This window comes from Treponema sp. OMZ 840, from assembly GCF_050937815.1.
In the GTDB taxonomy this organism is placed as follows: domain Bacteria; phylum Spirochaetota; class Spirochaetia; order Treponematales; family Treponemataceae; genus Treponema_C.
This window is the reverse complement of sequence record NZ_JACDIJ010000004.1, coordinates 24,548-43,361: the sequence shown is the minus strand read 5'-3', so window position 1 is coordinate 43,361 and position 18,814 is coordinate 24,548. Positions and strand designations below refer to the sequence as shown.

Here is an 18,814-nt window from a genome sequence, read left to right as displayed (position 1 = left end):
TCATTGTTTAATCGTTTACGTTTTTTCTTGACATTTTTTTAAACTGTGCTAGAATATTGTTGTAAGACTGTCAGACAAAAAGTGTTCGGTTATGTTTTAGCTTATATTATTTTAGGTTATATGATAGAGGAGTAAAAAAAATGAAAGATCCCTTGTTTGATGTTTCCGAAAAAATAGTGGTTGTTACCGGGGGGCTCGGTCAAATCGGTGCGGAATTCGTAAAGGAATTTCACCGGCGCGGTTCGAAAGTTGCGGTTGTTGCCCGAACGGTAAGCCAAGAGCGTATTAAAAAAGTACTCGGTGCGGAACTTGCCGAAAGCGATTCTATTACGGCATATGCGGCGGATATTCAAAATAAAAGCGAAATAAATGCATTTCTTGATAAACTCGAAGCAAAGTGGGGAACCCCCGATGTGCTTATAAACAACGCGGGAATCGATACACAGCCCAGTGCGCCGCCTGAAGTATCGGGGCCTTTTGAAGATTTTCCCGAAGAAATTTTCCGTGAAGTTGTAAATGTAAATCTCATAGGTACCTTTCTTATGACGCAGGCTGTCGGTAAACGTATGGTACGTGCCAAAAAAGGCGGTTCGATTATAAATATCGGTTCGATTTACGGCATGGTAAGTCCCGTTCAGGATATTTATGCGTATAAAAAAGAAAAAACCGGTATCGCCTTTATTAAACCCGTTGCCTACTCGGCTGCAAAAAGCGGTATTTATAATCTTACACGTTATTGTGCCACATATTGGGGAAAACAGGGAATTAGAGTAAATACATTCACCCCTTCAGGCGTGTATCGCGACACTCAAGATAAAGAATTTCAAAAAAATTATTGTAACCGTATGCCGATAGGCCGAATGGCGCAGGCGGATGAATATAACGGTGCCCTTATTTTTCTTGCCTCGGATGCCTCAAAATATATGACGGGGGCAAACCTCGTGATGGATGGGGGCTGGACGGCATGGTAAAAACGGAATTCCTTCGCTCAGGCTTATATTCCGCTCTTATCACACCTTACGATAAAAGCGGTGAACTCGATACCGCTATGCTTTGTAAAATAATAAAACATCAGCTCGATAAGGGGGTGGAAGGCTTTTATTGCTGCGGTTCTTCCGGAGAAGGGCTTTTGCTTTCAAATGATGAGCGTAAAAAAATTGCGGAAATTGTGTTATCGGAGGTAAGCGGTCAAGTTCCCGTTGTCGCTCATATAGGGGCTTTGAGTACCCGAAACGCGGTAGATTTGGCACAGCATGCGGAAAAAGCGGGCGTATGTGCGGTATCCGCCATTCCGCCCATTTACTATCATTATTCACAGGATGAAATCAATCGGTATTATATCGATATTCTTAAAGCAATCGGTATTGATCTTATTGTCTATAACATTCCGCAGTTTACCGGTATTTCGTTTACTGCGGAAAATCCTTTGCTTAAAAACGGACGAATTTCGGGTATAAAGCATACCTCAATGAATCTCTATGATTTGGAGCGCATAGGTAAAGCCTATCCGGAAAAAACGCTGATAAACGGATTTGATGAAATCTATGTAAGCGCACTTGCCGCCGGAGCAACGGCGACAATAGGAACGATGGCGAATGTATGTCCGAAACTGCATTTAAAGATTCGCCGGGCATTTTTAGCGGGTAAAAACGAAGAAGCATATGCTCTACAGCGCAGACTGAACGATGTAATACAGGTTTTTGTAAATGCTTCCGTGTTTCCCGCAACAAAATACGCGCTTTTTTTGCAGGGATTCGATGTAGGACAATGCCGTAAACCCTTTGCCGCGCTGACTGTAAAACAAAAGCAACATATAAGTTCGGCAATGGATGCTATTGCGGATATATTATAATTTATGGAGGTAATATATGAAAAAAACGGTTATAGCGCTTTTAGCTGCTGTAAGTATCGGGGTTGTACTGTTTGCAAACGGAGCAAAAGAGTCTACGGGCGAAAAAAAGGTTAAGCTAGTTGTGTATTCTCCGGGAAATGCTACATCGGTACCGACAAAAACAATTGTAAAATATGCGGAATTGGTGAACAAAGCGTCGGACGGCAGCATTGTTTTGGAAGTCCATTCCAGCGGCGAGTTGGGAAACGACGCGGAAGCTTTACAATCGACTCGTTTGGGAACAATCGATATTATTTTTGCCGGTACGTCGGGTTTTACCAGCTTTTACGATAAAGCAAAAATTTTGGATCTTCCGTTTTTGTTTACCGGTGCCGAAGATGCATATAAAAAAGTTAACGGAAAAATCGGCGAACAAATCTTTGCCGATCTTCCTTCCGTAGGTTTGGTATATCTTGCCGAAGGCGATAACGGTATGCGTCACATAGCGACGACAAAAAAACCTGTGCACACGGTTGAAGACGTTAAAGGTTTGAAAATTCGCGTTCCCACAAGCAAAATGTATCTTGACGTATGGTCGGCACTCGGTTCCACTCCTGTTGCACTTGCTTTAAATGAATTGGCCATAGCGCTTTCAAACGGTACTGCCGAAGCACAAGATAACGCAACATATCACCTTGTCGCCAATGCCACATATGACGATATTAAACACTACAGCTTTATCAACTATATGTGGATGGGCTGTACTATGGCAGTCAATCAAAAAAAATGGAAATCTTTAACTGCGGACCAGCAAAAAATATTAAAAGAACAAGCGGTGATTGCGGCAAAATATTCGTTTGATACTATTGCCGAGGATAATGTTACTGCAACGGAAACGCTGAAAAAAGCCGGCGTTGTTTTTAATACGAATCCCGATATTCAAAGCTTTAAGAATAAATTGGGCGGTAAAGATTATTATAAACGGTATGCTAATGAAAGCTGGTATAATCAATCGATTATCGACCAGTTGGTAAAGTAATTGTGTAACGAGGGTGTTGTCTAAAAAGTCGGTTTTTTAGACAGCACCCTATTTTTTATTTACGATTCGGTACGGTATACATGAAAATATATAAAAAAATTTTAGATGCATTTGTGAAATGTGCATCCGTTTTGCTGGTTTTAACGGTTTGCGGTATTGTTATGATTATGCTCAATGAGCTTATAATCAGAAATGTTTTTAATAAGTCTTTTCGCGGTATGACGGAATTGGCCGGTCTTTTGTTTTTGTGGATGGCATTTTTGGGAATTACGGTTTTATATGATAAAGACGCGCTTATATCTTTGGATATAGTTTACAGCCGCACGACAGGCTTTTTACAAAATCTCTTTTGGTATATACGGCACATTGTTGTTTTGGCCTTGGGTTTTGTTATGATTATCGCTTTTTGCGGATTGTATCCTTTTGTTATAACCGAATTTTATTCTTCTATGCCCGGTTTTTCCAAAATGTGGCAATTTTTACCGCTTGCGGTAAGCGGAGCGTTTTTTGTATTAAAAGCTCTATATAATATACTCGAAAGACAATGTAAGGCAAAGGCGGCGGCAAAATGATAATCTTTTTTATAGTATTTGTACTTTTTTTATTAATCGGTATTCCTATAAGTATTTCCATTGGTGCCAGTGCCGTTATCGGTTGTTTATGGCTCGGATACCCCTTATTGGTTATAGGGCAAAAAATGGTATTCGGTATAGATTCCTTTTTGCTTATCGCCATACCCTTGTTTATATTGGCGGGGAATTTAATGAATGCGGGAAAGCTTACCGAACGGATTTTTAATTTTGCAAATGCTCTTGTAGGATGGATTCCGGGCGGATTGGCTCACGCCAATATCGTAGCAAGCTTGATTTTTGCCGGTATGTCGGGCAGTGCCGCCGCCGATGCGGGCGGTTTAGGTACCATCGAAATGGAAGCAATGACATCGAAGGGCTATGACAAGGATTTTTCGGCAGCTGTAACTTCCGCTTCCTCGGTAGTAGGACCTATTTTCCCGCCGTCCATACCGCTGATAATTTACGGCTCCATAGCAAGTGTCAGTGTTTCAAAACTTTTTGTCGGCGGTGTCGTTCCGGCTCTTTTGATGGTTGTATCGATGATGCTGTTAACCTTTATAATAGCATTGAAAAAAGGATATCCGAGAGAACGCTTCAACTTAAAGAAACTCGGCATTGAGTTTTTAAATTCCGTATTGTCTATTGTAACACCTTTGATTATTTTAAGCGGTTTTGCGGCAGGCTGGTTTACTCCCACGGAAGCTTCCTGTGTCGCCGTTATATACGCATTGGTAATAGCCGGCCTTGTATATCGCACGCTCGATTTTAAAGCATTTATTAAATGCGTTTTGGACAGTGCAATAACTTCTGCAAACACGTTGCTTATAATAGGAACATCAACTTTGTTTACCTATGTTATGGTAAAAGAGGGTATTTCCGGACAACTTGCCGATTTTATTCTCGGCATCAATTCGAATCCCCGCATTGTCGTTTTTACGATAAATATTGTTTTACTGATATTGGGAATGTTTATGGAACCGGGTGCAATTCTTACACTTATGCTTCCCGTACTTTTGCCGATTGCTCAAAGGCTGCAATTCGATTTGGTATATTTCGGCGTCATCGTTGTTCTTAATTTAATGATAGGGCAGGTAACGCCTCCGTTCGGCGTATGCTTGTTTATAACAAGCGATATTGCAAAAATACGGTTGGAAAGATTGTATAAAGCGATTGTTCCCTTTCTTATTCCGCTTGTTTTTGTCCTTTTTCTTTGTATTTATTGTGAGCCCTTGATTACATGGCTGCCGAATCTCATATTGGGTGAATAACCGGTTAAGGATATATATTACAGTACCGCAGTTTTTTCGGCTGCGGTGCCGGTATTCACGCCCTTGCATTTTCCTTTTTTTCGGGTATAATCTGTTCTTATGAAATTGTTTATGATTTTAGCGCTCCCCTTAAGCTTGGTATATACCCTGACAAAAAGCGACGAGGCTGCCGCTCCCTATGCATCGGTTTTAACGGGTTTGGTACTGGGTGCTCTTTACTCATTTGTCGAATGTATGTTTACTTCTTCCTATTACCTTATACGTTATGCATTTTTCCCGAATTACGCATTTTATCTTTTTTTTGAAGTTGTGCTGCCTTGTTTGTTTTGTACCGCTTTTTATCTGATTTTTACTAAAAAGCATGACAAAATTTTGCTTTCCCTTTATTTTGTGTTCGCCGGCTTTTATGCGGTGTATATGCCTGCGCGTGTTATTCACCGTAACGAGGTGTTCGACTGGTATCTATTGTTTGTAAAACCCCTCATATATACCGCTATGGTTATAGGTATTAAAAATACCGCCCTCCTTTTACACAAGACTGCCGAAGACTTTGCTTTTTGCACTCCGTCCGCCATTTCCGCAAAGGATAGGGTAAAGCCCTTTATTTTTCCCGTATCCGTTACCCTCTGTGTTCTTATTATTCCGCCCGCCGTAGATGTTATGCACCTTTTAAATCTTCCGATTTGGACGATATTGCCTGCCGCCCTTGTATACTGCACCTTTGCGGTATTCGCAAAAAAGATTTTAAGGCGCAGCTGAAAAAGCTTCGAATTCATCATAATGCAACCGCCGGTTGACAAAATGAAAAGCCGGCTTGCTTGTCCGCATCTTTTATACCGTGTATAATTTTTATATATGGAGGGTGCATATAGATGAATTTGGCACAAAAAATATTCGATTTACGAAAAAAAACGGGCTTATCTCAAGAACAATTGGCCGATACAATCGGAGTTTCCCGGCAGTCGGTGTCCAAGTGGGAATCGGGTGAATCGCTGCCGGAACTTGAACGCTTAATCGAATTGAGTAAAACCTTTAAAGTAAGTATCGATTATCTTGTAGAGGATACGGAAAACGGGGACTCTGAAAACAAAACCGCACAAAATCAAAACGTTTTGCACATATCGGATAATAAAAAAACGGCTGCCGCCGCTGACTGCAAATCCGGCTTTGTGCCGCCGGTAAAAAAAAGCGGATTTGTATCATTTCTTTTGTATTTTTTTGTTACAGCTGCAATTTATATGGCCGTATTCGCCTTTGCCGTCATTGTTCGAAAAATGCATATGCTGCCGTTTTTTGCAATGATTGCAACCGCCGTTTCGATTATTGTTGTTATTGCTTTACATAAGCATAAAAAGTAAACAGGCCTATATAGATGTATCTACGATTATTAAAAGGAACTTTAAAAAAGAAAAAAGCTCAAAGCCTTATACTTATCATTTTGCTGTGTATATCGTCGGTTTTATTTTTAACGAGTATCGAAATATATTATATATCGACGGTTTGCGTAAAGCGCTTTGTCGAAAAAAGCAATATCGCTTCGGTTGTTATGTGGAAAACCCATAAAACGGACGACACTGTAAAATTGAGGCGCTTAGGTGCAAAGTACGATTATATAAAAAGCGTAACCGTTCAAAATGCCTGTTCTTTAGAACCTCAATCGATTCGTTTCGGCGCACAGGGGAAAAAATTGAGCGAATCGGTGTCCGTTTTTTTTACCGAATACAATGCATCCTATAATCTTGTTTGTCCGATTGCCGGCAATCCCGCTGCGGAACCGGAACGGGGAAAAATCGCAATTCCTTTGTACATAGCGGAATTAACCGGTACAAAGGAGGGAGATTTTGTTACGATAAGCGCAGGCGGAGCGGAACACCGTTTTTTTATTCAGTATGTATTTAAAGATGCCTTATTCGGAAGCGAATATATTTCCACAAAAAGAATTTTGGTACATACAGCCGATCTCGATGTTTTACTTAAAAATCCCCGTGCAAAGCATAATACCATTGTTAATTTCTTTTTGGAAAACGACAATTATCTTACCAACCTCTTATCCGATTACTCGGCCGCCGGTTTTTCCCAGTTGTTTTATATCGACAAAATTTTGCTTTATCAAATTTATCGCTCGTCAAACGGAATTATTGCCGTAGTATTTTTATGTGCCTCTCTTTTTGTCGGATTAATGTGCTTTTTTATACAAAAATATTCGGTTATAACGACCCTGCATGACGAATACGAGCAAATCGCTTTAATGAGAGCAACAGGATTTAGCGCTTATGCCGTAAAAAAACTGTATGCGGTAAAATATGCGTTTATCGGCTTTATGGGCTGCCTGTTCGGATATGCCGGAAACCGGTTATTAGCCGCCCTTGCGCTGAGGTATCTCGGCAAAAATATTGTTATATACAATTTTTTAAACATCCTTATGCTTTCTTTTATATTGTCTGCGAGTATATGGCTTGTGTTTATGTGTTTTACCTATATGCAAATGAATAAAATCAAGCATATGACGCCGATTGAAATGAAGCAGCCGAATAAGGGTAAAAAGACAGGGGCTTTTGTTTGCGTAAGGCTGCATACGCAGAATATACATCCCTGTGTCGTTCTTGCCCTGAATACGTTTATTGCCAAGATGAAAAGCCGGGGAAAATATATAATGGCACTTACGCTGGTATTTTCATTTATGTTAATTGCCGTCAATTTAAAAAATACGCTTATAAGCGACGGATTTATATCTTATTCGGGCTTAACCGTTGCGGATATTTATACGGATATTTCCGTACAGGATCATATAAGGGATAATCTTATAAAAAAAGTGAACTCCTATAACGAAATTCTGGCAGAAAATAAAGAGAGGGTTGTACTCGGTATCGATTTTTATAAGGAAGTAAACATAACGGATGCGGCAGGACGCTCTGCGGGAATTACCGCTCTTAAATCAGCCGCTTCTACAAGCACCTTTCGATTTATAAACGGACAACCTCCGTCAAAGCCTAATGAAATTGCTTTAACATCCGTTCTTTTACAGCGCTACAATAAAAAAATCGGCGATACCGTACTGCTCGAAATAGACGGCATATCGGAAAAATATCTTATTACCGCAGTCAATCAAGCATATGCAGGGAGAACTTATATTATTGCCCGACAATTTTGAAGTAAAGGATAAAAGGGTGAGCTATGAGGTGATTGCCTTTGTATCGGACAAAAACCTCGATAAAACTTCATACATTGCTTTTTTGCAAAACCGTTACCCCTTTTTAAGCGGTTTAACGGCACAAGAACGGATACACCGCATGACCGGAGGAATGACCGCTCAAATAGCCGCTGCCCTTGATGTGCTGATTATCACAATGTTCGTACTTGTGTGCGTATTGACGATTTTATTCACCGAACTGATATGTATCGGCGAAGGCTCTTCGTTTGCCTTATTGCGGATAATCGGCTTTGATTGTAAAAGGCTTTTTGCTTATCAAAGCGTATGCACGGCTTTGATTATACTGCCTGCAGCGGCGGCCGCCTCTTGTATATGTGCGGGAACGGGAAGCGCTTTAACGGCATCGCTTTTCACGTTTACCGGCTTGGCCCGCTTTGAACTTATTGTAAGCGGCCTGCATACGTTTATGTATTTTCCGTTTTTGTTTACTTTGACGGTCTTTGCCGTATCGGGTGCAGTATACGGCCTGCACAATAAAATTAATTTAAAAGCACGGGGGAGGCTGTAATGAATACCGTATTAAAAGCTCGAAACCTATATAAAGAGTTTAACAATTCCGCAGTAAAAAGTACCGTATTAAACGGTATTGATTTTGAATTACAACGAGGGGAATTTGTTGCCGTAATGGGACCTTCGGGGGCCGGAAAATCGACATTTTTACACATAATAAGCGGTATGGATAAACCGTCTTGCGGAGATGTATATATTGACGGAAAAAACATTGCCGGATTAACCGACAAACAGCTGTCGGCAATGCGTTTGGAAAAAACAGGTTTTGTGTTTCAAAAAACGGCCCTGCTGGACAGCCTGTGTTTATTCGACAATATAGTTTTACCCGCCTCTATTTTAAAAAAAGAAACACGCGGCGCAATAAACAAGCGTGCAAAAATGCTTATGGAAAAAACGGGGATACATCATCTTGCTTTAAAGCCGGTCGATTGTCTTTCCGGCGGGGAATTGCAGCGCGGATGTATATGCCGCTCGTTGATAAATAATCCGTCCGTTTTATTTGTCGACGAACCGACCGGAGCCCTCAATTCCCGCGCGGCGGAAAAAGTTATGGAAATAATCACAGCCGTTCATAAAAGCGGAACCGGCATTTTACTTGTTACCCACGACGCGGGAATCGCCGCTTATGCGGATAAGGTTGTGTGTTTGGCGGACGGAAGCCTTACGGGTATGTTAAAGCTCGAGGGCGAACTTTCTTTTGCCGAGCGCAAAAAGACCGTTTCACAGTGGGCACTTTCTCTTTTTTAAAATAAAAAAGGCGGCCTCAAAAGTAAGCGCTTTTCGCAAAACGCAAAAACATACGGCTTTTACGGCCACAGTCCCTTTTCCCGTTGTGATGCAATGATGCGTATTATAGCCGTTTTTATATCTTCCGGGTCGGTATATAATATATAGTCGGCCGTTTTTTTATGAACGGAACGTTTTGAATCGATATACGTGCGCACCGAATCGAATTGGCGTGCATTTGAAGCAAGCGACCACAGTGCCGTTTGGCCGGTCAAAAAAAGTTCGGGAGTACTCAAGTCGTCTTGGAAGCGGAGTGCGGCTTGGAATATATAGTCCAAATACTTTTCGTCGCCGCTTGCAAAGTAGGAAGCCCAATACATATCGTTTGTATCCGGCAGGACGGGGGCCTGATTGCATACTTGTTCGTAATCGAGGGCGGCAATGCGGTAAAAAAAATCGGTAATGCTGTCTTTTTCCAAAGAAGCGATGCCCTCCAAAATTGCCTCTTTTAAAATGCTGTCTTTAAATAGTTCGCAGTAAAAACCGATAAGCAGTGTATGCATACTCTCTTTTATTTCATTTTGTGTGTTAAAATAGGCAACCGTTATGTCTGTGATTCTTGAATCCTTTGTTTCAAAGTAATGCATTAAAAAGGTGCCGTACACTTCCTCCGCAAAAAGGATATTTTTTTCATCTGCGGGCGCTTGGTTTTGTTCGGCGGGTTGTTCCGCATTGAGCATACAAACACAAAGCGATAACGAGGCGAAAAGCATAAAAAAACGTTTGATTTTCATATAGGATCCTTATGCATATAAATAAAAACGGGCAGTCTAAAAAACCGCTTGCTTTTTAGACTGCCCCCTATACAATCAAGCTCTCAAAATCTTAGAGCTGGTCTGCAGAGCCGAGTACCTTTTTGTTTTTATGAATGTACATTTTTTTCAGCTCGTCGCGTGCGGGGCCGAGGTACTTTCTCGGGTCGAATTCGCTGGGGCTTTCGGCAAACACTTTGCGGATAGCCGCCGTCATTGCAAGGCGTCCGTCCGAGTCGATATTGATTTTGCATACAGCCGATTTTGCGGCTTTGCGCAATTGATCTTCGGGAATACCGACCGAATCTTTAAGCTTTCCGCCGTATTTTTCGATTTCTTTAACGTATTCGACGGGAACGGAAGAAGAACCGTGCAGTACAATCGGGAAGCCGGGCAGTTTTTTTTCTATTTCTTTTAAGATATCGAAGGCTAAAGGCGGGGGAATCAAAATTCCGTCCGCATTTTTTGTGCACTGTTCGGGTTTGAATTTTTGGCGGCCGTGGCTTGTGCCGATGGAAATAGCCAAAGAATCGACGCCGGTTCTTTTTACAAAGTCCTGCACTTCTTCGGGCTTTGTGTAATGGCTTTCTTCGGCCGAAACATCGTCTTCAACGCCGGCCAAAACGCCCAGTTCGCCTTCAACGGTTACGTAATCTTTTTGTTTGTGAGCGTAATCGCATACTTTTTTTGTCAATTTGATGTTTTCTTCGTAGGGAAGGGAAGAGCCGTCAATCATAATGGAAGAAAATCCCATTTGAATACAGGATTTGCACAATTCAAACGAATCGCCGTGATCCAAGTGAAGGGCGATTTGCGGTTTTTTGCAGCCCAATTCTTTTGCATATGCGACCGCCCCCTGTGCCATATAGCGAAGCAGGGTTTGGTTTGCATATTTGCGCGCACCGGAAGAAACCTGCAAGATAACGGGCGAGTTCGTTTCCACACAAGCTTGAATAATTGCCTGCAATTGTTCCATGTTATTGAAGTTATATGCGGGAATCGCATATCCGCCTTTAACGGCTTTGGCAAACATCTTTTTTGTATTAACCAAACCCAAATCCTTATAACTGACCATAAAAGCTCCTTGTCATTGATTATAAAACAATAGTACGCCCTTTTTAAAAAATAATCAATAAGAAGGGCTATAAAACCGCTAAAACAATAAAACAAAGATTGACAAAGATATGTTGAAGAAATATAATTATACCGATATATTTGTATATGAGTGTTTTCTTTCTTATATGATAATGAGAAAAGGAGTTTTGGATGAAACATTACGGTTTGGTCTGTGTAAGTCTTATACTTGCGTTTTGTATCTGTCTGCCGCTGTCCGCCCAGCCGAATACAAAAAGCGTTGAGACTATTTTAATCGATAACTTTGACGTGCCTGAAAATGTGGATTGGTCATGGGGTATTCAAGCGAGCAAGTCGGTATATGTCAATGAAGAAAAAAATGAGATATATCCGAAGATGGGATATGTTCCCGGAATGCCCAATTCTTTGCAGTTATATAGAGTCGAAGGGGATCCGGATCCGCAAGTACTCGGCGTTCAAATTAAATTTCAACGGAAGGGTAATAACTGGTTTGAAATATTTCCCCAAAAAAAAGATGAAAACGGAGAAATGCAGCCCTATGAAGTTCCTTTTAAAGGAAACGTAAACCAAATCGATTTTTGGGTATGGGGTGCAAATTATTTATATTATCTTGACGTTCTTGTCCGCGATGCCAACGGCCGCGTTCATGTACTGCCTGCCGTCAATTTAACTTTTAACGGATGGAGAAACGTTATTGTAAACGTTCCCGGATGGATTCCCCAAGTTTCACGGTTCCGCTCCGGACCGAAACAAATGATGTTTGTCGGCTTTAGAATCCGTACCGATCCGAAAGAATATGTCGATGACTTTATGATTTATTTTGATCAAGTCAGATATGCGTCAAATACGCTGTCGAATATTTTCGACGGATTTAATTTAAAAGATGTTGATTTTAATACTGTAAGCGGGGGAGCAAACTGATGAAAAAACTGATTGTACTGTTATTGGCCGTTTGCACGGCGGGCTTTGTGTTTGCCCAAAACAAAGATTTGGCAGCTCCCGATCCTACCATTTTAGGGGCGGATTCGGCTAATTTTGCCCTTCGCGAAGTGTCGATAGACCTTTTTGAACGCGAAGGTTCTTGGAACGTAAAAATGTCGCCCGATTACGGTATTATTACCGGCCGCTTTTTTGAAGGCGGACCCGATCCGGAAGCGAAGTCGCCCATAGCGGCTGCCGGCAGCGAAGAGTTGCCCGATAAGCGCACCTACGGCGTAAAAGTCGAATTTTTCCGCCGCGGTATCAATTCTTTTTTTATCACGCCCTCCCAGCCTCTGGCTATAGACGGTGTTGCCAAAACCGTTTCCGTATGGGTTGCCGGACGTAATCAAAATCATACCTTAACCCTCCTTGTGCGGGATTTTTTCGGCAATAATTTTGAATTGTACATGGGTTCTCTTTCTTTTACGGGTTGGAAACAAATGGTTGTCGCCGTTCCTCCTTCTCCCGACGGAAAGCGCGGTATCGTACAGGACAGCGCTTATTTTAGCAGCCGCCCCGGTCTTTCGGTTGTCGGTTTCCGCGTTGACTGCGATCCTGAAGTTGCTTTCGGAACCTACTATATTTACTTCGACGATTTGCGTGCCATCAGCGATATGTATGCGTTTGAAAACCACGATCCTTTTGATATGATGGATAATTGGTAAACCTTTCGCCAAAAAAGGCAGCCTTACGGGCTGCCTTTTTTTATTTTAAACAGGGATGCGTATCCGTGTTTTTTTTATGCGGTATATGTACTTGTTTCCTTTTTTGCCGGTACGCTCTATAAGTTCCGTTTTGTGTAAAGTCCACAGCATTGCGTTTATGTGCCGTATGTTTAAAAACTTATATCGGCTGTGCAATAAAACATCCTTTGAAGAAAAGTTTTCGGGTAAGTTTTCCGGCAATACATGCAAGTAATCGCGGCCGCTGCAAAACAAAGTGCTTCCGAGTATTTGTTCGATATCGGTGTCAAAGCCGTACCAAGCTTTTTTATACCGCCGCCTGTTATTTAAAGATTGAACGGGCAGGACGGTTTTTTTACGTTTTTTTACGACAATTGCCTCGATAACTTCAAGCCGAAAATTCTTATTGAGTAAGATAGGCCAAATCCCCGTCAATTCGTCAAAGATGTTGTACATGCAGCGTTTTTTGGGACTTTTTCGCCGCGACGCCAAACCGTCTTCATCGTAATATTCAATATAGGTTTGAACCGCAAGCGGGTATATAAGATGTACCGAACGGGTGTTGAGTAAGTCCGACAGCTTGTTTTGCACGTTTTTAAAACTTGCCGTTTGAATTTCTATAACCGTACCGTCTTCGGCAACGACATCGCAAATATACGGATCTATATGTTCTTCGATTTTACCTTTATATTTTTGTGCCGCCGCTTTTTTTAATTTTTTATGTAAGCTCGACTCGTTGTACGTATTTATCATGAATATACTATACATCTGTATAATTAAAATGTAAAGATGGATGCCGTTTTCCCATTTTTTTATTATTTATACGTTGACATTAGGTTTTTTTACGTTAAAATGTATAAAAGTGGTAGAAAGTGGATAAATGTGGTAATTAGTGGAATGGAGTTGTTAACAGGAGAGTACCGCAATACCTTGGATGAAAAAGGCCGTATCCTTTTTCCGGCTAAATTGCGTACTGTTTTAACTGAAAATATTCTCATGATAACTCAGGGGCTTGACGGATGCTTATGGCTGTATACCCCGACCGAATGGAAGAATTTTTCAGAAAAACTGATGGAACAAACGTCGCCTTTTAACAAAGATTCGCGTCTTGTACTCCGGCGTTTAATTGCTCCCGCACAGGAAGTCGAATTCGACAAAGCCGGCCGCTTATCCATTCCGCACAGTTTGCGTGAACATGCGGGCTTGGTAAAAGAATGCGTTATTATGGGTGTAAATAAATATATGGAATTGTGGGACGCCGAGCGTTATGCACAATATTTGAACGAAACCGATGCGTCGTTCCGGCAAGCTGCTGAAGGCTTAAACGGTATTCATTTGTAAACGGAATTGTATATGGGTGGGGAATCGATTCAAACGTACATACATACTCCGGTGTTGCTTAGGCAAACCTTAGAATATCTTTCTCCCGAAGCTGAGAATTATAAAAACGGCGGTTTTATGATCGATTCCACGCTCGGCGAAGGAGGGCATTCATACGCATTTTTAAATAAATTTCCGTCTTTGCATATTATAGGTTTGGATGCGGATGCGGAAATTCAAAAGCGCGCCCGAAGTCGTTTGGCCGGTTTCGGCGAGCGCATATCGTTTTTTAACGGATGGTTTACCGACTTTTATACCGATTATCCGTCTTCGCTGCCGAAACCGGATCTTATCTTGTTCGACTTGGGTATATCGGTATTCCATTATGAATGTTCGGGCAGGGGGTTTTCATTTCGTAGCGATGAACCGCTCGATATGCGTCTTAATCCTTTAAGCGGAAAAACCGCCGCGGATTTAGTCAACAAACTGCGTGCCGAAGAACTTGCCGATATTTTTTTTAATTTTGCCGACGAGCGCTACAGCAGACGTATTGCACGCGCGATAGAAGAACATCGGCGCACATCGCCGTTTACATCGGCAAAACAATTGGCCGAATGTATTTACCGTGCCGTACCTGCAGGCTACCGTCACGGCGCAATACATCCTGCAACAAAAACGTTCCAAGCTTTGCGCATAGCGGTTAATAAAGAACTGGAGCGCGTGGCATATGTTTTGGATAAAGCGTTTACCGTTTTAAATCCCGGCGGAAAAATGGGGGTTATAACCTTTCATTCGGCGGAAGACAGGATAGTAAAAAATTATTTTAAATCCTGTTCAAAAACCTGTGTGTGTCCGCCGGAGCAGAGCATATGTACTTGTTCGGGAAAACCGCGGGCGGCTGTGCTTACCCGAAAGCCGGTAGTACCCGATATACGGGAAGTTTCCGAAAACTCGCCGTCGCGCAGCGCAAAACTGCGTGTGCTTCGCAAATTGTAAGAGGGCTGCCGAATGTTTAAAGCAAAAAAAACCGATAATAAACAAGAAGGTAATATGAAAAACGCAAAACCGATTTGTAAAGATATTGTTTTTATTCTCATTGCCCTATGCATACCGGGACTGCTTGCTCTACAAAGTTTACAGGGATACCGCTATGTACAGCTTGAAAATCAATTGAAAAATCTTGAAAAAAAACAAAGCGATTTGATAGAAAGCAATAAACAGCTTATCAGCGATATCGGACTTTTGTCTTCTTCCGCACGTATCGAAAAAATTGCGGTTGAAGAATTGGGGATGCATCAAGCTTCTTCGGAAGAAATAGATCGGGTACAAATCAAGCGTTTGACGGACAAAAAGGCGGGACATACGGATGCAAGATAAATCCTTGCTTACAATTACCGAAATCCTCGATTCAACCGGCGGTACACTGTTTGATGCACATACGGATATTTGTTATTTCGATTCGGTGAGCATTGACAGCCGGCAGGTACAAAAAAACGGTTTATTTGTAGCTCTTAAGGGAAATACATGCGACGGTCACGCATATATAGATAAAGCGGCCGAACGGGGAGCTTCGGTTGTCATTGCTTTGCGTTCTTCGGTTGCGGAATTTTCAGCGCTTTTTACACGGCTTTCAAAAGAAAATGTGTGTGTAGTATTGGTGGAAGATACGCTGCGGGCATTCCAAAAGCTTGCCGCTTGCTATGTTTCTCATTTTCCGAAGCTTAAAAAAATAGGCGTTACCGGATCGAGCGGAAAAACGACGGTAAAAGAATGTATTGCGGCTATACTTTCTCAAGCATATCCGACTGCGGTAAATGAAGGGAATTTAAATTCGGAAACGGGATTGCCGCTGTCCGTGTTTAATATACGAGCGCACCATAAAGCTGCGGTTTTTGAAATGGGGATGAACCGTGTCGGAGAAATTAAAGAGTTGGCCGATGTGCTTTTTCCTCAAACTGCGGTTATTACAAACATCGGAGCCGCCCATATCGGTATTCTCGGCACAAAAGATAAAATAGCTGAAGAAAAAAAACATATTTTTTCAAATTTTACGGAGCAGTCCGTGGGGTTTGTGTGTGCCGATGAGCCTTATAAAGATTTTTTAATGCGCAACGTTAAAGGCAGTATCTTTGTTTTCGGAATTAACGGTGAATCCGGCTTGGAACATATAAAAGATTTGGGAATTAAAGGAAGCGAATTCCTGTATGAGGGGGTAAAAATCCGTTTTCCGCTGTGCGGAATGCACAATGTAATGAATGCGGCGGCGGCGGTTTCGGTTGCACGGCATTTCGGCATAAGCGCCGAAAAAATTAAAGCCGGCTTGGAAAGTCTTAAACCCTTATCGGGCAGGATGCAGATTTTGGAAGGAGAGGTAACCCTTGTTCAGGATGCGTACAATGCAAATCCCGATTCCATGCGTGCGGCTCTTAATTTTTTTAATTCGGTACATTGGCAGGGGCAAAAGGTACTTATCCTCGGAGATATGTTTGAATTGGGAGATGAAGAATCCAAGGCTCATGCCGAGCTGGTAGGTAAAGCTTTAGAGTCCGATGCACATGTAATTGTTTTTGCAGGACATGCACTCGGCACCGCTTTTGAACAAAGCGCATATACCGGCGGTAAAAAGATTTTTTGCATTCCCGATACCGCCTCTATTATGCAATGTAATTCTCTACTGAAAAAAGCGGTACATGCGGGGGCCTTTATCCTTATAAAAGCGTCGCGCGGTATGGGCTTGGAATGTATGGTTCCGATTTTTCAACAAAACGAAAGAGGTGCCGTATGAGCCGCTATTCCGTATTTCCCCAAAAACCCGTTGTCAATTCACGTTACGATGTCGGATTTATTGCGTGTATCGTCATTTTACTCGGTTTGGGATTGGTAACCTTATACATTACATCAACGGATTATGCCACACGTATTTTTAATAATCCGCTTTATTTTGTTAAACGGCAGGCAATAGGTATTGCTGTCGGTTTGGTTTTTCTTTTTATGCTTTCATGGATAGATTTGGATATAGTACGGAAACTGCTGCCCTTTATCGTTATAGCCGTTTTTGTACTTTGTTTTTTTCCGTTTATACCGGGGATCGGTATAAAGAGAAACGGTGCAAGCCGTTGGATCCGTGTACCGTTTTTTGTAACCTTTCAGCCTTCGGAAGCGGCAAAACTTGCGGTTGTTTTATTTTTATCGAATTTGTTTGCAAAAAAACACGATCGTTTGGATAATCCTTCGGTTTCTTTATATCCTGCCGCAGTCGGCGTTTTTGCATTTGTACTTATCGTTTTTTTACAAGACGATTTTTCAACTGCGGTTTTTATACTGATAACCGCCCTTTGTATGTTTTTTATCGTCGGTATAAAAATACATTGGTTTATGATTTTTATTTTGCTTACGGCATGTATAAGCGTTTTATTTATTTTTGACGAACCCTATCGTGCAAATCGCGTTATTGCCTTTTTAAAGCCCGAATTGGATATAAACGGTTTGAACTACCAAATACGGGTTTCACGGAGGGCTGTCAGTGCCGGAGGCTTTTGGGGGCAGGGTATCGGCGGCGTTCAGCGGATTAATGCTATTCCGGAAGTGCAAGCCGACTTTATTTTTGCAGGATGGGCCGAAGCGATGGGGCTTGTGGGAGTTATTATTTATTTGTGTCTTTTATCTTTTTTTGCATGGAAAGCTTTTTCCATAGCTTTTAAATGCACCGACCGATTCCGCAGCCTTTGTGCATTCGGTTGTGCTCTTATTATCGTTTTACAATCGCTTATTAATATTGCCGTTGTAAGCGGTGCATTGCCCGCGACCGGAATCCCCTTACCGTTTTTTTCATCGGGAGGGTCTTCAATGTTAATAACGCTTTGCTTGTGCGGAATCTTAATAAACATATCCCGTTACAAAAATGCGGAAGATATCGGAGCTGTGTATGAGTGACAATTATGTATATTCCGGATTAGGCGTTTATTCTTCTTTTGCGGAAAAAACCGAAATGCAGGATGTTAAAAAAACGGCAAAACCGAAAACAAAGGTACTTAAAATATTGGTATTTTTACTCACCGGCGTTCTTGTTTTGGAAGGTTTGTTGTATCTTGTTGTTATTCCCGCAACTTCACAAGTACGCGTTACCTTCAACGGCTTACAAAGCTTGCAAGCCGCCGAATTGGGACGCGAACTTTCGTTATACTGCGGAACCCAATGGCTCGGCTTTGATACTGCAGTTGCGGCGGCGCGTATCGCATCGCACAGCGTCGTCGAAAGCGTATCGGTTGAAAAACGTTTTCCGGACCAAGTATTTATTACGATAAAGGAACGAGTACCCGTTGCCGTAACCTTTGCCGAAATAAACGGAAAAACAAGCCCTGTTCAAATTGATAAAAATGGTGTACTATTCAAAACCGAAGGTACGATACCCGGCTCTTCGGTTCCGCTGATAAGCGGCTTGGAATTGGACTCTTCTTTTGACGGAATGCGCCTTGACCCGAAATTCCGTTCTTTGCTGGATCAAATTGCGCTTATCCAAGCCGACAATCCGGCTTATTTTTCGGCTTTGTCGGAAATAAAAGTGCTGCCGAAAGAATACGGTAACTACGAACTGGCTTTATATCCTTTGCACTCCAAAGTTCGTGTTTTAACCGACCGTAATCTATGCGAAAGCGCATTGCAGTCTATGATGCTGGTTTTGGAAATGATAAAAGTCATAAAGCCGAATGTTGCCGAACTCGATTTACGTTATGGGGCCGTATCGTATAAATTACACTCTTAAAGTA

The 18,814-nt window shown here is 41.9% G+C and carries 21 protein-coding genes; 18 read left to right on the top strand and 3 right to left on the bottom strand.

What is annotated here, in order from left to right:
- Positions 1-140 precede the first annotated feature (140 nt).
- The 10 genes from H0R92_RS07290 (at position 141) to H0R92_RS07245 (ending at position 9,178) form a co-directional block, all read left to right on the top strand.
- A complete protein-coding gene (locus tag H0R92_RS07290) occupies positions 141-971 on the top strand; it encodes an SDR family oxidoreductase (protein ID WP_432962635.1) in 831 nt (276 codons plus the stop codon).
- On the top strand, positions 965-1,852 hold the full coding sequence (locus H0R92_RS07285) for a dihydrodipicolinate synthase family protein (protein WP_432962633.1): 888 nt from the start codon (positions 965-967) through the stop codon (positions 1,850-1,852). The genes H0R92_RS07290 and H0R92_RS07285 overlap by 7 nt, the downstream gene beginning before the upstream one ends.
- Before the next feature lie 16 nt (positions 1,853-1,868).
- Positions 1,869-2,870, top strand: coding sequence for a TRAP transporter substrate-binding protein (locus H0R92_RS07280; protein ID WP_432962632.1), 1,002 nt, complete (start codon positions 1,869-1,871; stop codon positions 2,868-2,870).
- An 80-nt stretch (positions 2,871-2,950) separates the two neighbouring features.
- Positions 2,951-3,442, top strand: coding sequence for a TRAP transporter small permease (locus tag H0R92_RS07275; protein WP_432962630.1), 492 nt, complete (start codon positions 2,951-2,953; stop codon positions 3,440-3,442).
- Positions 3,439-4,710, top strand: a complete 1,272-nt coding sequence (locus H0R92_RS07270; protein WP_432962628.1) for a TRAP transporter large permease — start codon at positions 3,439-3,441, stop codon at positions 4,708-4,710. The genes H0R92_RS07275 and H0R92_RS07270 overlap by 4 nt, the downstream gene beginning before the upstream one ends.
- Positions 4,711-4,809: 99 nt before the next feature.
- Positions 4,810-5,469, top strand: coding sequence for a hypothetical protein (locus H0R92_RS07265; protein WP_432962626.1), 660 nt, complete (start codon positions 4,810-4,812; stop codon positions 5,467-5,469).
- Positions 5,470-5,582: 113 nt separating this feature from the next.
- Positions 5,583-6,068 carry a helix-turn-helix domain-containing protein gene (locus tag H0R92_RS07260; protein ID WP_432962624.1) on the top strand — a complete coding sequence of 162 codons (486 nt, stop codon included), beginning with the start codon at positions 5,583-5,585 and terminating at the stop codon, positions 6,066-6,068.
- A gap of 14 nt (positions 6,069-6,082) precedes the next feature.
- Positions 6,083-7,861: a hypothetical protein gene (locus H0R92_RS07255; RefSeq protein ID WP_432962622.1), complete on the top strand. Its 1,779-nt coding sequence runs from the start codon at positions 6,083-6,085 to the stop codon at positions 7,859-7,861.
- Positions 7,824-8,429, top strand: coding sequence for a hypothetical protein (locus tag H0R92_RS07250; protein WP_432962620.1), 606 nt, complete (start codon positions 7,824-7,826; stop codon positions 8,427-8,429). The genes H0R92_RS07255 and H0R92_RS07250 overlap by 38 nt, the downstream gene beginning before the upstream one ends.
- Positions 8,429-9,178: an ABC transporter ATP-binding protein gene (locus H0R92_RS07245; protein WP_432962618.1), complete on the top strand. Its 750-nt coding sequence runs from the start codon at positions 8,429-8,431 to the stop codon at positions 9,176-9,178. Before H0R92_RS07250 ends, H0R92_RS07245 begins: the two co-directional genes overlap by 1 nt.
- 59 nt (positions 9,179-9,237) lie before the next feature.
- On the opposite strand, the gene H0R92_RS07240 is transcribed toward H0R92_RS07245, so the two are convergent.
- Together H0R92_RS07240 and H0R92_RS07235 are read right to left on the bottom strand one after the other, a co-directional pair.
- The gene (locus H0R92_RS07240; RefSeq protein WP_432962617.1) at positions 9,238-9,951 is read right to left on the bottom strand and encodes a hypothetical protein; all 714 of its coding nucleotides are present in this window, start codon (positions 9,949-9,951) and stop codon (positions 9,238-9,240) included.
- Positions 9,952-10,042: 91 nt separating this feature from the next.
- Positions 10,043-11,044 carry a class II fructose-bisphosphate aldolase gene (locus H0R92_RS07235; RefSeq protein WP_432962615.1) on the bottom strand — a complete coding sequence of 334 codons (1,002 nt, stop codon included), beginning with the start codon at positions 11,042-11,044 and terminating at the stop codon, positions 10,043-10,045.
- Positions 11,045-11,235: 191 nt separating this feature from the next.
- Between H0R92_RS07235 and H0R92_RS07230 the strand changes: the two genes are divergently transcribed.
- Together H0R92_RS07230 and H0R92_RS07225 are read left to right on the top strand one after the other, a co-directional pair.
- Positions 11,236-11,985, top strand: coding sequence for a flagellar filament outer layer protein FlaA (locus tag H0R92_RS07230; protein ID WP_432962613.1), 750 nt, complete (start codon positions 11,236-11,238; stop codon positions 11,983-11,985).
- On the top strand, positions 11,985-12,710 hold the full coding sequence (locus H0R92_RS07225) for a flagellar filament outer layer protein FlaA (RefSeq protein WP_432962611.1): 726 nt from the start codon (positions 11,985-11,987) through the stop codon (positions 12,708-12,710). Before H0R92_RS07230 ends, H0R92_RS07225 begins: the two co-directional genes overlap by 1 nt.
- Positions 12,711-12,755: 45 nt before the next feature.
- On the opposite strand, the gene H0R92_RS07220 is transcribed toward H0R92_RS07225, so the two are convergent.
- Positions 12,756-13,481, bottom strand: a complete 726-nt coding sequence (locus tag H0R92_RS07220; protein WP_432962609.1) for a hypothetical protein — start codon at positions 13,479-13,481, stop codon at positions 12,756-12,758.
- 144 nt (positions 13,482-13,625) lie between these two features.
- Between H0R92_RS07220 and mraZ the strand changes: the two genes are divergently transcribed.
- Genes mraZ through H0R92_RS07190 form a run of 6 tightly spaced genes read left to right on the top strand, consistent with a single transcriptional unit; the run spans position 13,626 to position 18,810 of the window.
- Positions 13,626-14,069, top strand: a complete 444-nt coding sequence (gene mraZ / locus H0R92_RS07215) for a division/cell wall cluster transcriptional repressor MraZ (RefSeq protein ID WP_432962607.1) — start codon at positions 13,626-13,628, stop codon at positions 14,067-14,069.
- Positions 14,070-14,081: 12 nt separating this feature from the next.
- Positions 14,082-15,044, top strand: a complete 963-nt coding sequence (gene rsmH, locus H0R92_RS07210) for a 16S rRNA (cytosine(1402)-N(4))-methyltransferase RsmH (protein ID WP_432962605.1) — start codon at positions 14,082-14,084, stop codon at positions 15,042-15,044.
- A gap of 54 nt (positions 15,045-15,098) precedes the next feature.
- The gene (locus H0R92_RS07205) at positions 15,099-15,425 is read left to right on the top strand and encodes a septum formation initiator family protein (RefSeq protein ID WP_432962603.1); all 327 of its coding nucleotides are present in this window, start codon (positions 15,099-15,101) and stop codon (positions 15,423-15,425) included.
- The gene (locus H0R92_RS07200; protein WP_432962601.1) at positions 15,415-16,833 is read left to right on the top strand and encodes a UDP-N-acetylmuramoyl-tripeptide--D-alanyl-D-alanine ligase; all 1,419 of its coding nucleotides are present in this window, start codon (positions 15,415-15,417) and stop codon (positions 16,831-16,833) included. Before H0R92_RS07205 ends, H0R92_RS07200 begins: the two co-directional genes overlap by 11 nt.
- Positions 16,830-17,981 carry a peptidoglycan glycosyltransferase FtsW gene (locus tag H0R92_RS07195; RefSeq protein WP_432962599.1) on the top strand — a complete coding sequence of 384 codons (1,152 nt, stop codon included), beginning with the start codon at positions 16,830-16,832 and terminating at the stop codon, positions 17,979-17,981. The genes H0R92_RS07200 and H0R92_RS07195 overlap by 4 nt, the downstream gene beginning before the upstream one ends.
- A complete protein-coding gene (locus tag H0R92_RS07190; protein WP_432962598.1) occupies positions 17,974-18,810 on the top strand; it encodes a cell division protein FtsQ/DivIB in 837 nt (278 codons plus the stop codon). Before H0R92_RS07195 ends, H0R92_RS07190 begins: the two co-directional genes overlap by 8 nt.
- Positions 18,811-18,814 lie beyond the last annotated feature (4 nt).

What these genes read in the sequence shown, in the direction of transcription:
- H0R92_RS07290 (WP_432962635.1), top strand. Translation starts at nt 141, where the DNA reads ATGAAAGATCCCTTGTTTGATGTTTCCGAAAAAATAGTGGTTGTTACC.
- H0R92_RS07285 (WP_432962633.1), top strand. Translation starts at nt 965, where the DNA reads ATGGTAAAAACGGAATTCCTTCGCTCAGGCTTATATTCCGCTCTTATC.
- H0R92_RS07280 (WP_432962632.1), top strand. Translation starts at nt 1,869, where the DNA reads ATGAAAAAAACGGTTATAGCGCTTTTAGCTGCTGTAAGTATCGGGGTT.
- H0R92_RS07275 (WP_432962630.1), top strand. Translation starts at nt 2,951, where the DNA reads ATGAAAATATATAAAAAAATTTTAGATGCATTTGTGAAATGTGCATCC.
- H0R92_RS07270 (WP_432962628.1), top strand. Translation starts at nt 3,439, where the DNA reads ATGATAATCTTTTTTATAGTATTTGTACTTTTTTTATTAATCGGTATT.
- H0R92_RS07265 (WP_432962626.1), top strand. Translation starts at nt 4,810, where the DNA reads ATGAAATTGTTTATGATTTTAGCGCTCCCCTTAAGCTTGGTATATACC.
- H0R92_RS07260 (WP_432962624.1), top strand. Translation starts at nt 5,583, where the DNA reads ATGAATTTGGCACAAAAAATATTCGATTTACGAAAAAAAACGGGCTTA.
- H0R92_RS07255 (WP_432962622.1), top strand. Translation starts at nt 6,083, where the DNA reads ATGTATCTACGATTATTAAAAGGAACTTTAAAAAAGAAAAAAGCTCAA.
- H0R92_RS07250 (WP_432962620.1), top strand. Translation starts at nt 7,824, where the DNA reads ATGCAGGGAGAACTTATATTATTGCCCGACAATTTTGAAGTAAAGGAT.
- H0R92_RS07245 (WP_432962618.1), top strand. Translation starts at nt 8,429, where the DNA reads ATGAATACCGTATTAAAAGCTCGAAACCTATATAAAGAGTTTAACAAT.
- H0R92_RS07240 (WP_432962617.1), bottom strand. Translation starts at nt 9,951, where the DNA reads ATGAAAATCAAACGTTTTTTTATGCTTTTCGCCTCGTTATCGCTTTGT.
- H0R92_RS07235 (WP_432962615.1), bottom strand. Translation starts at nt 11,044, where the DNA reads ATGGTCAGTTATAAGGATTTGGGTTTGGTTAATACAAAAAAGATGTTT.
- H0R92_RS07230 (WP_432962613.1), top strand. Translation starts at nt 11,236, where the DNA reads ATGAAACATTACGGTTTGGTCTGTGTAAGTCTTATACTTGCGTTTTGT.
- H0R92_RS07225 (WP_432962611.1), top strand. Translation starts at nt 11,985, where the DNA reads ATGAAAAAACTGATTGTACTGTTATTGGCCGTTTGCACGGCGGGCTTT.
- H0R92_RS07220 (WP_432962609.1), bottom strand. Translation starts at nt 13,481, where the DNA reads ATGATAAATACGTACAACGAGTCGAGCTTACATAAAAAATTAAAAAAA.
- mraZ (WP_432962607.1), top strand. Translation starts at nt 13,626, where the DNA reads ATGGAGTTGTTAACAGGAGAGTACCGCAATACCTTGGATGAAAAAGGC.
- rsmH (WP_432962605.1), top strand. Translation starts at nt 14,082, where the DNA reads ATGGGTGGGGAATCGATTCAAACGTACATACATACTCCGGTGTTGCTT.
- H0R92_RS07205 (WP_432962603.1), top strand. Translation starts at nt 15,099, where the DNA reads ATGAAAAACGCAAAACCGATTTGTAAAGATATTGTTTTTATTCTCATT.
- H0R92_RS07200 (WP_432962601.1), top strand. Translation starts at nt 15,415, where the DNA reads ATGCAAGATAAATCCTTGCTTACAATTACCGAAATCCTCGATTCAACC.
- H0R92_RS07195 (WP_432962599.1), top strand. Translation starts at nt 16,830, where the DNA reads ATGAGCCGCTATTCCGTATTTCCCCAAAAACCCGTTGTCAATTCACGT.
- H0R92_RS07190 (WP_432962598.1), top strand. Translation starts at nt 17,974, where the DNA reads ATGAGTGACAATTATGTATATTCCGGATTAGGCGTTTATTCTTCTTTT.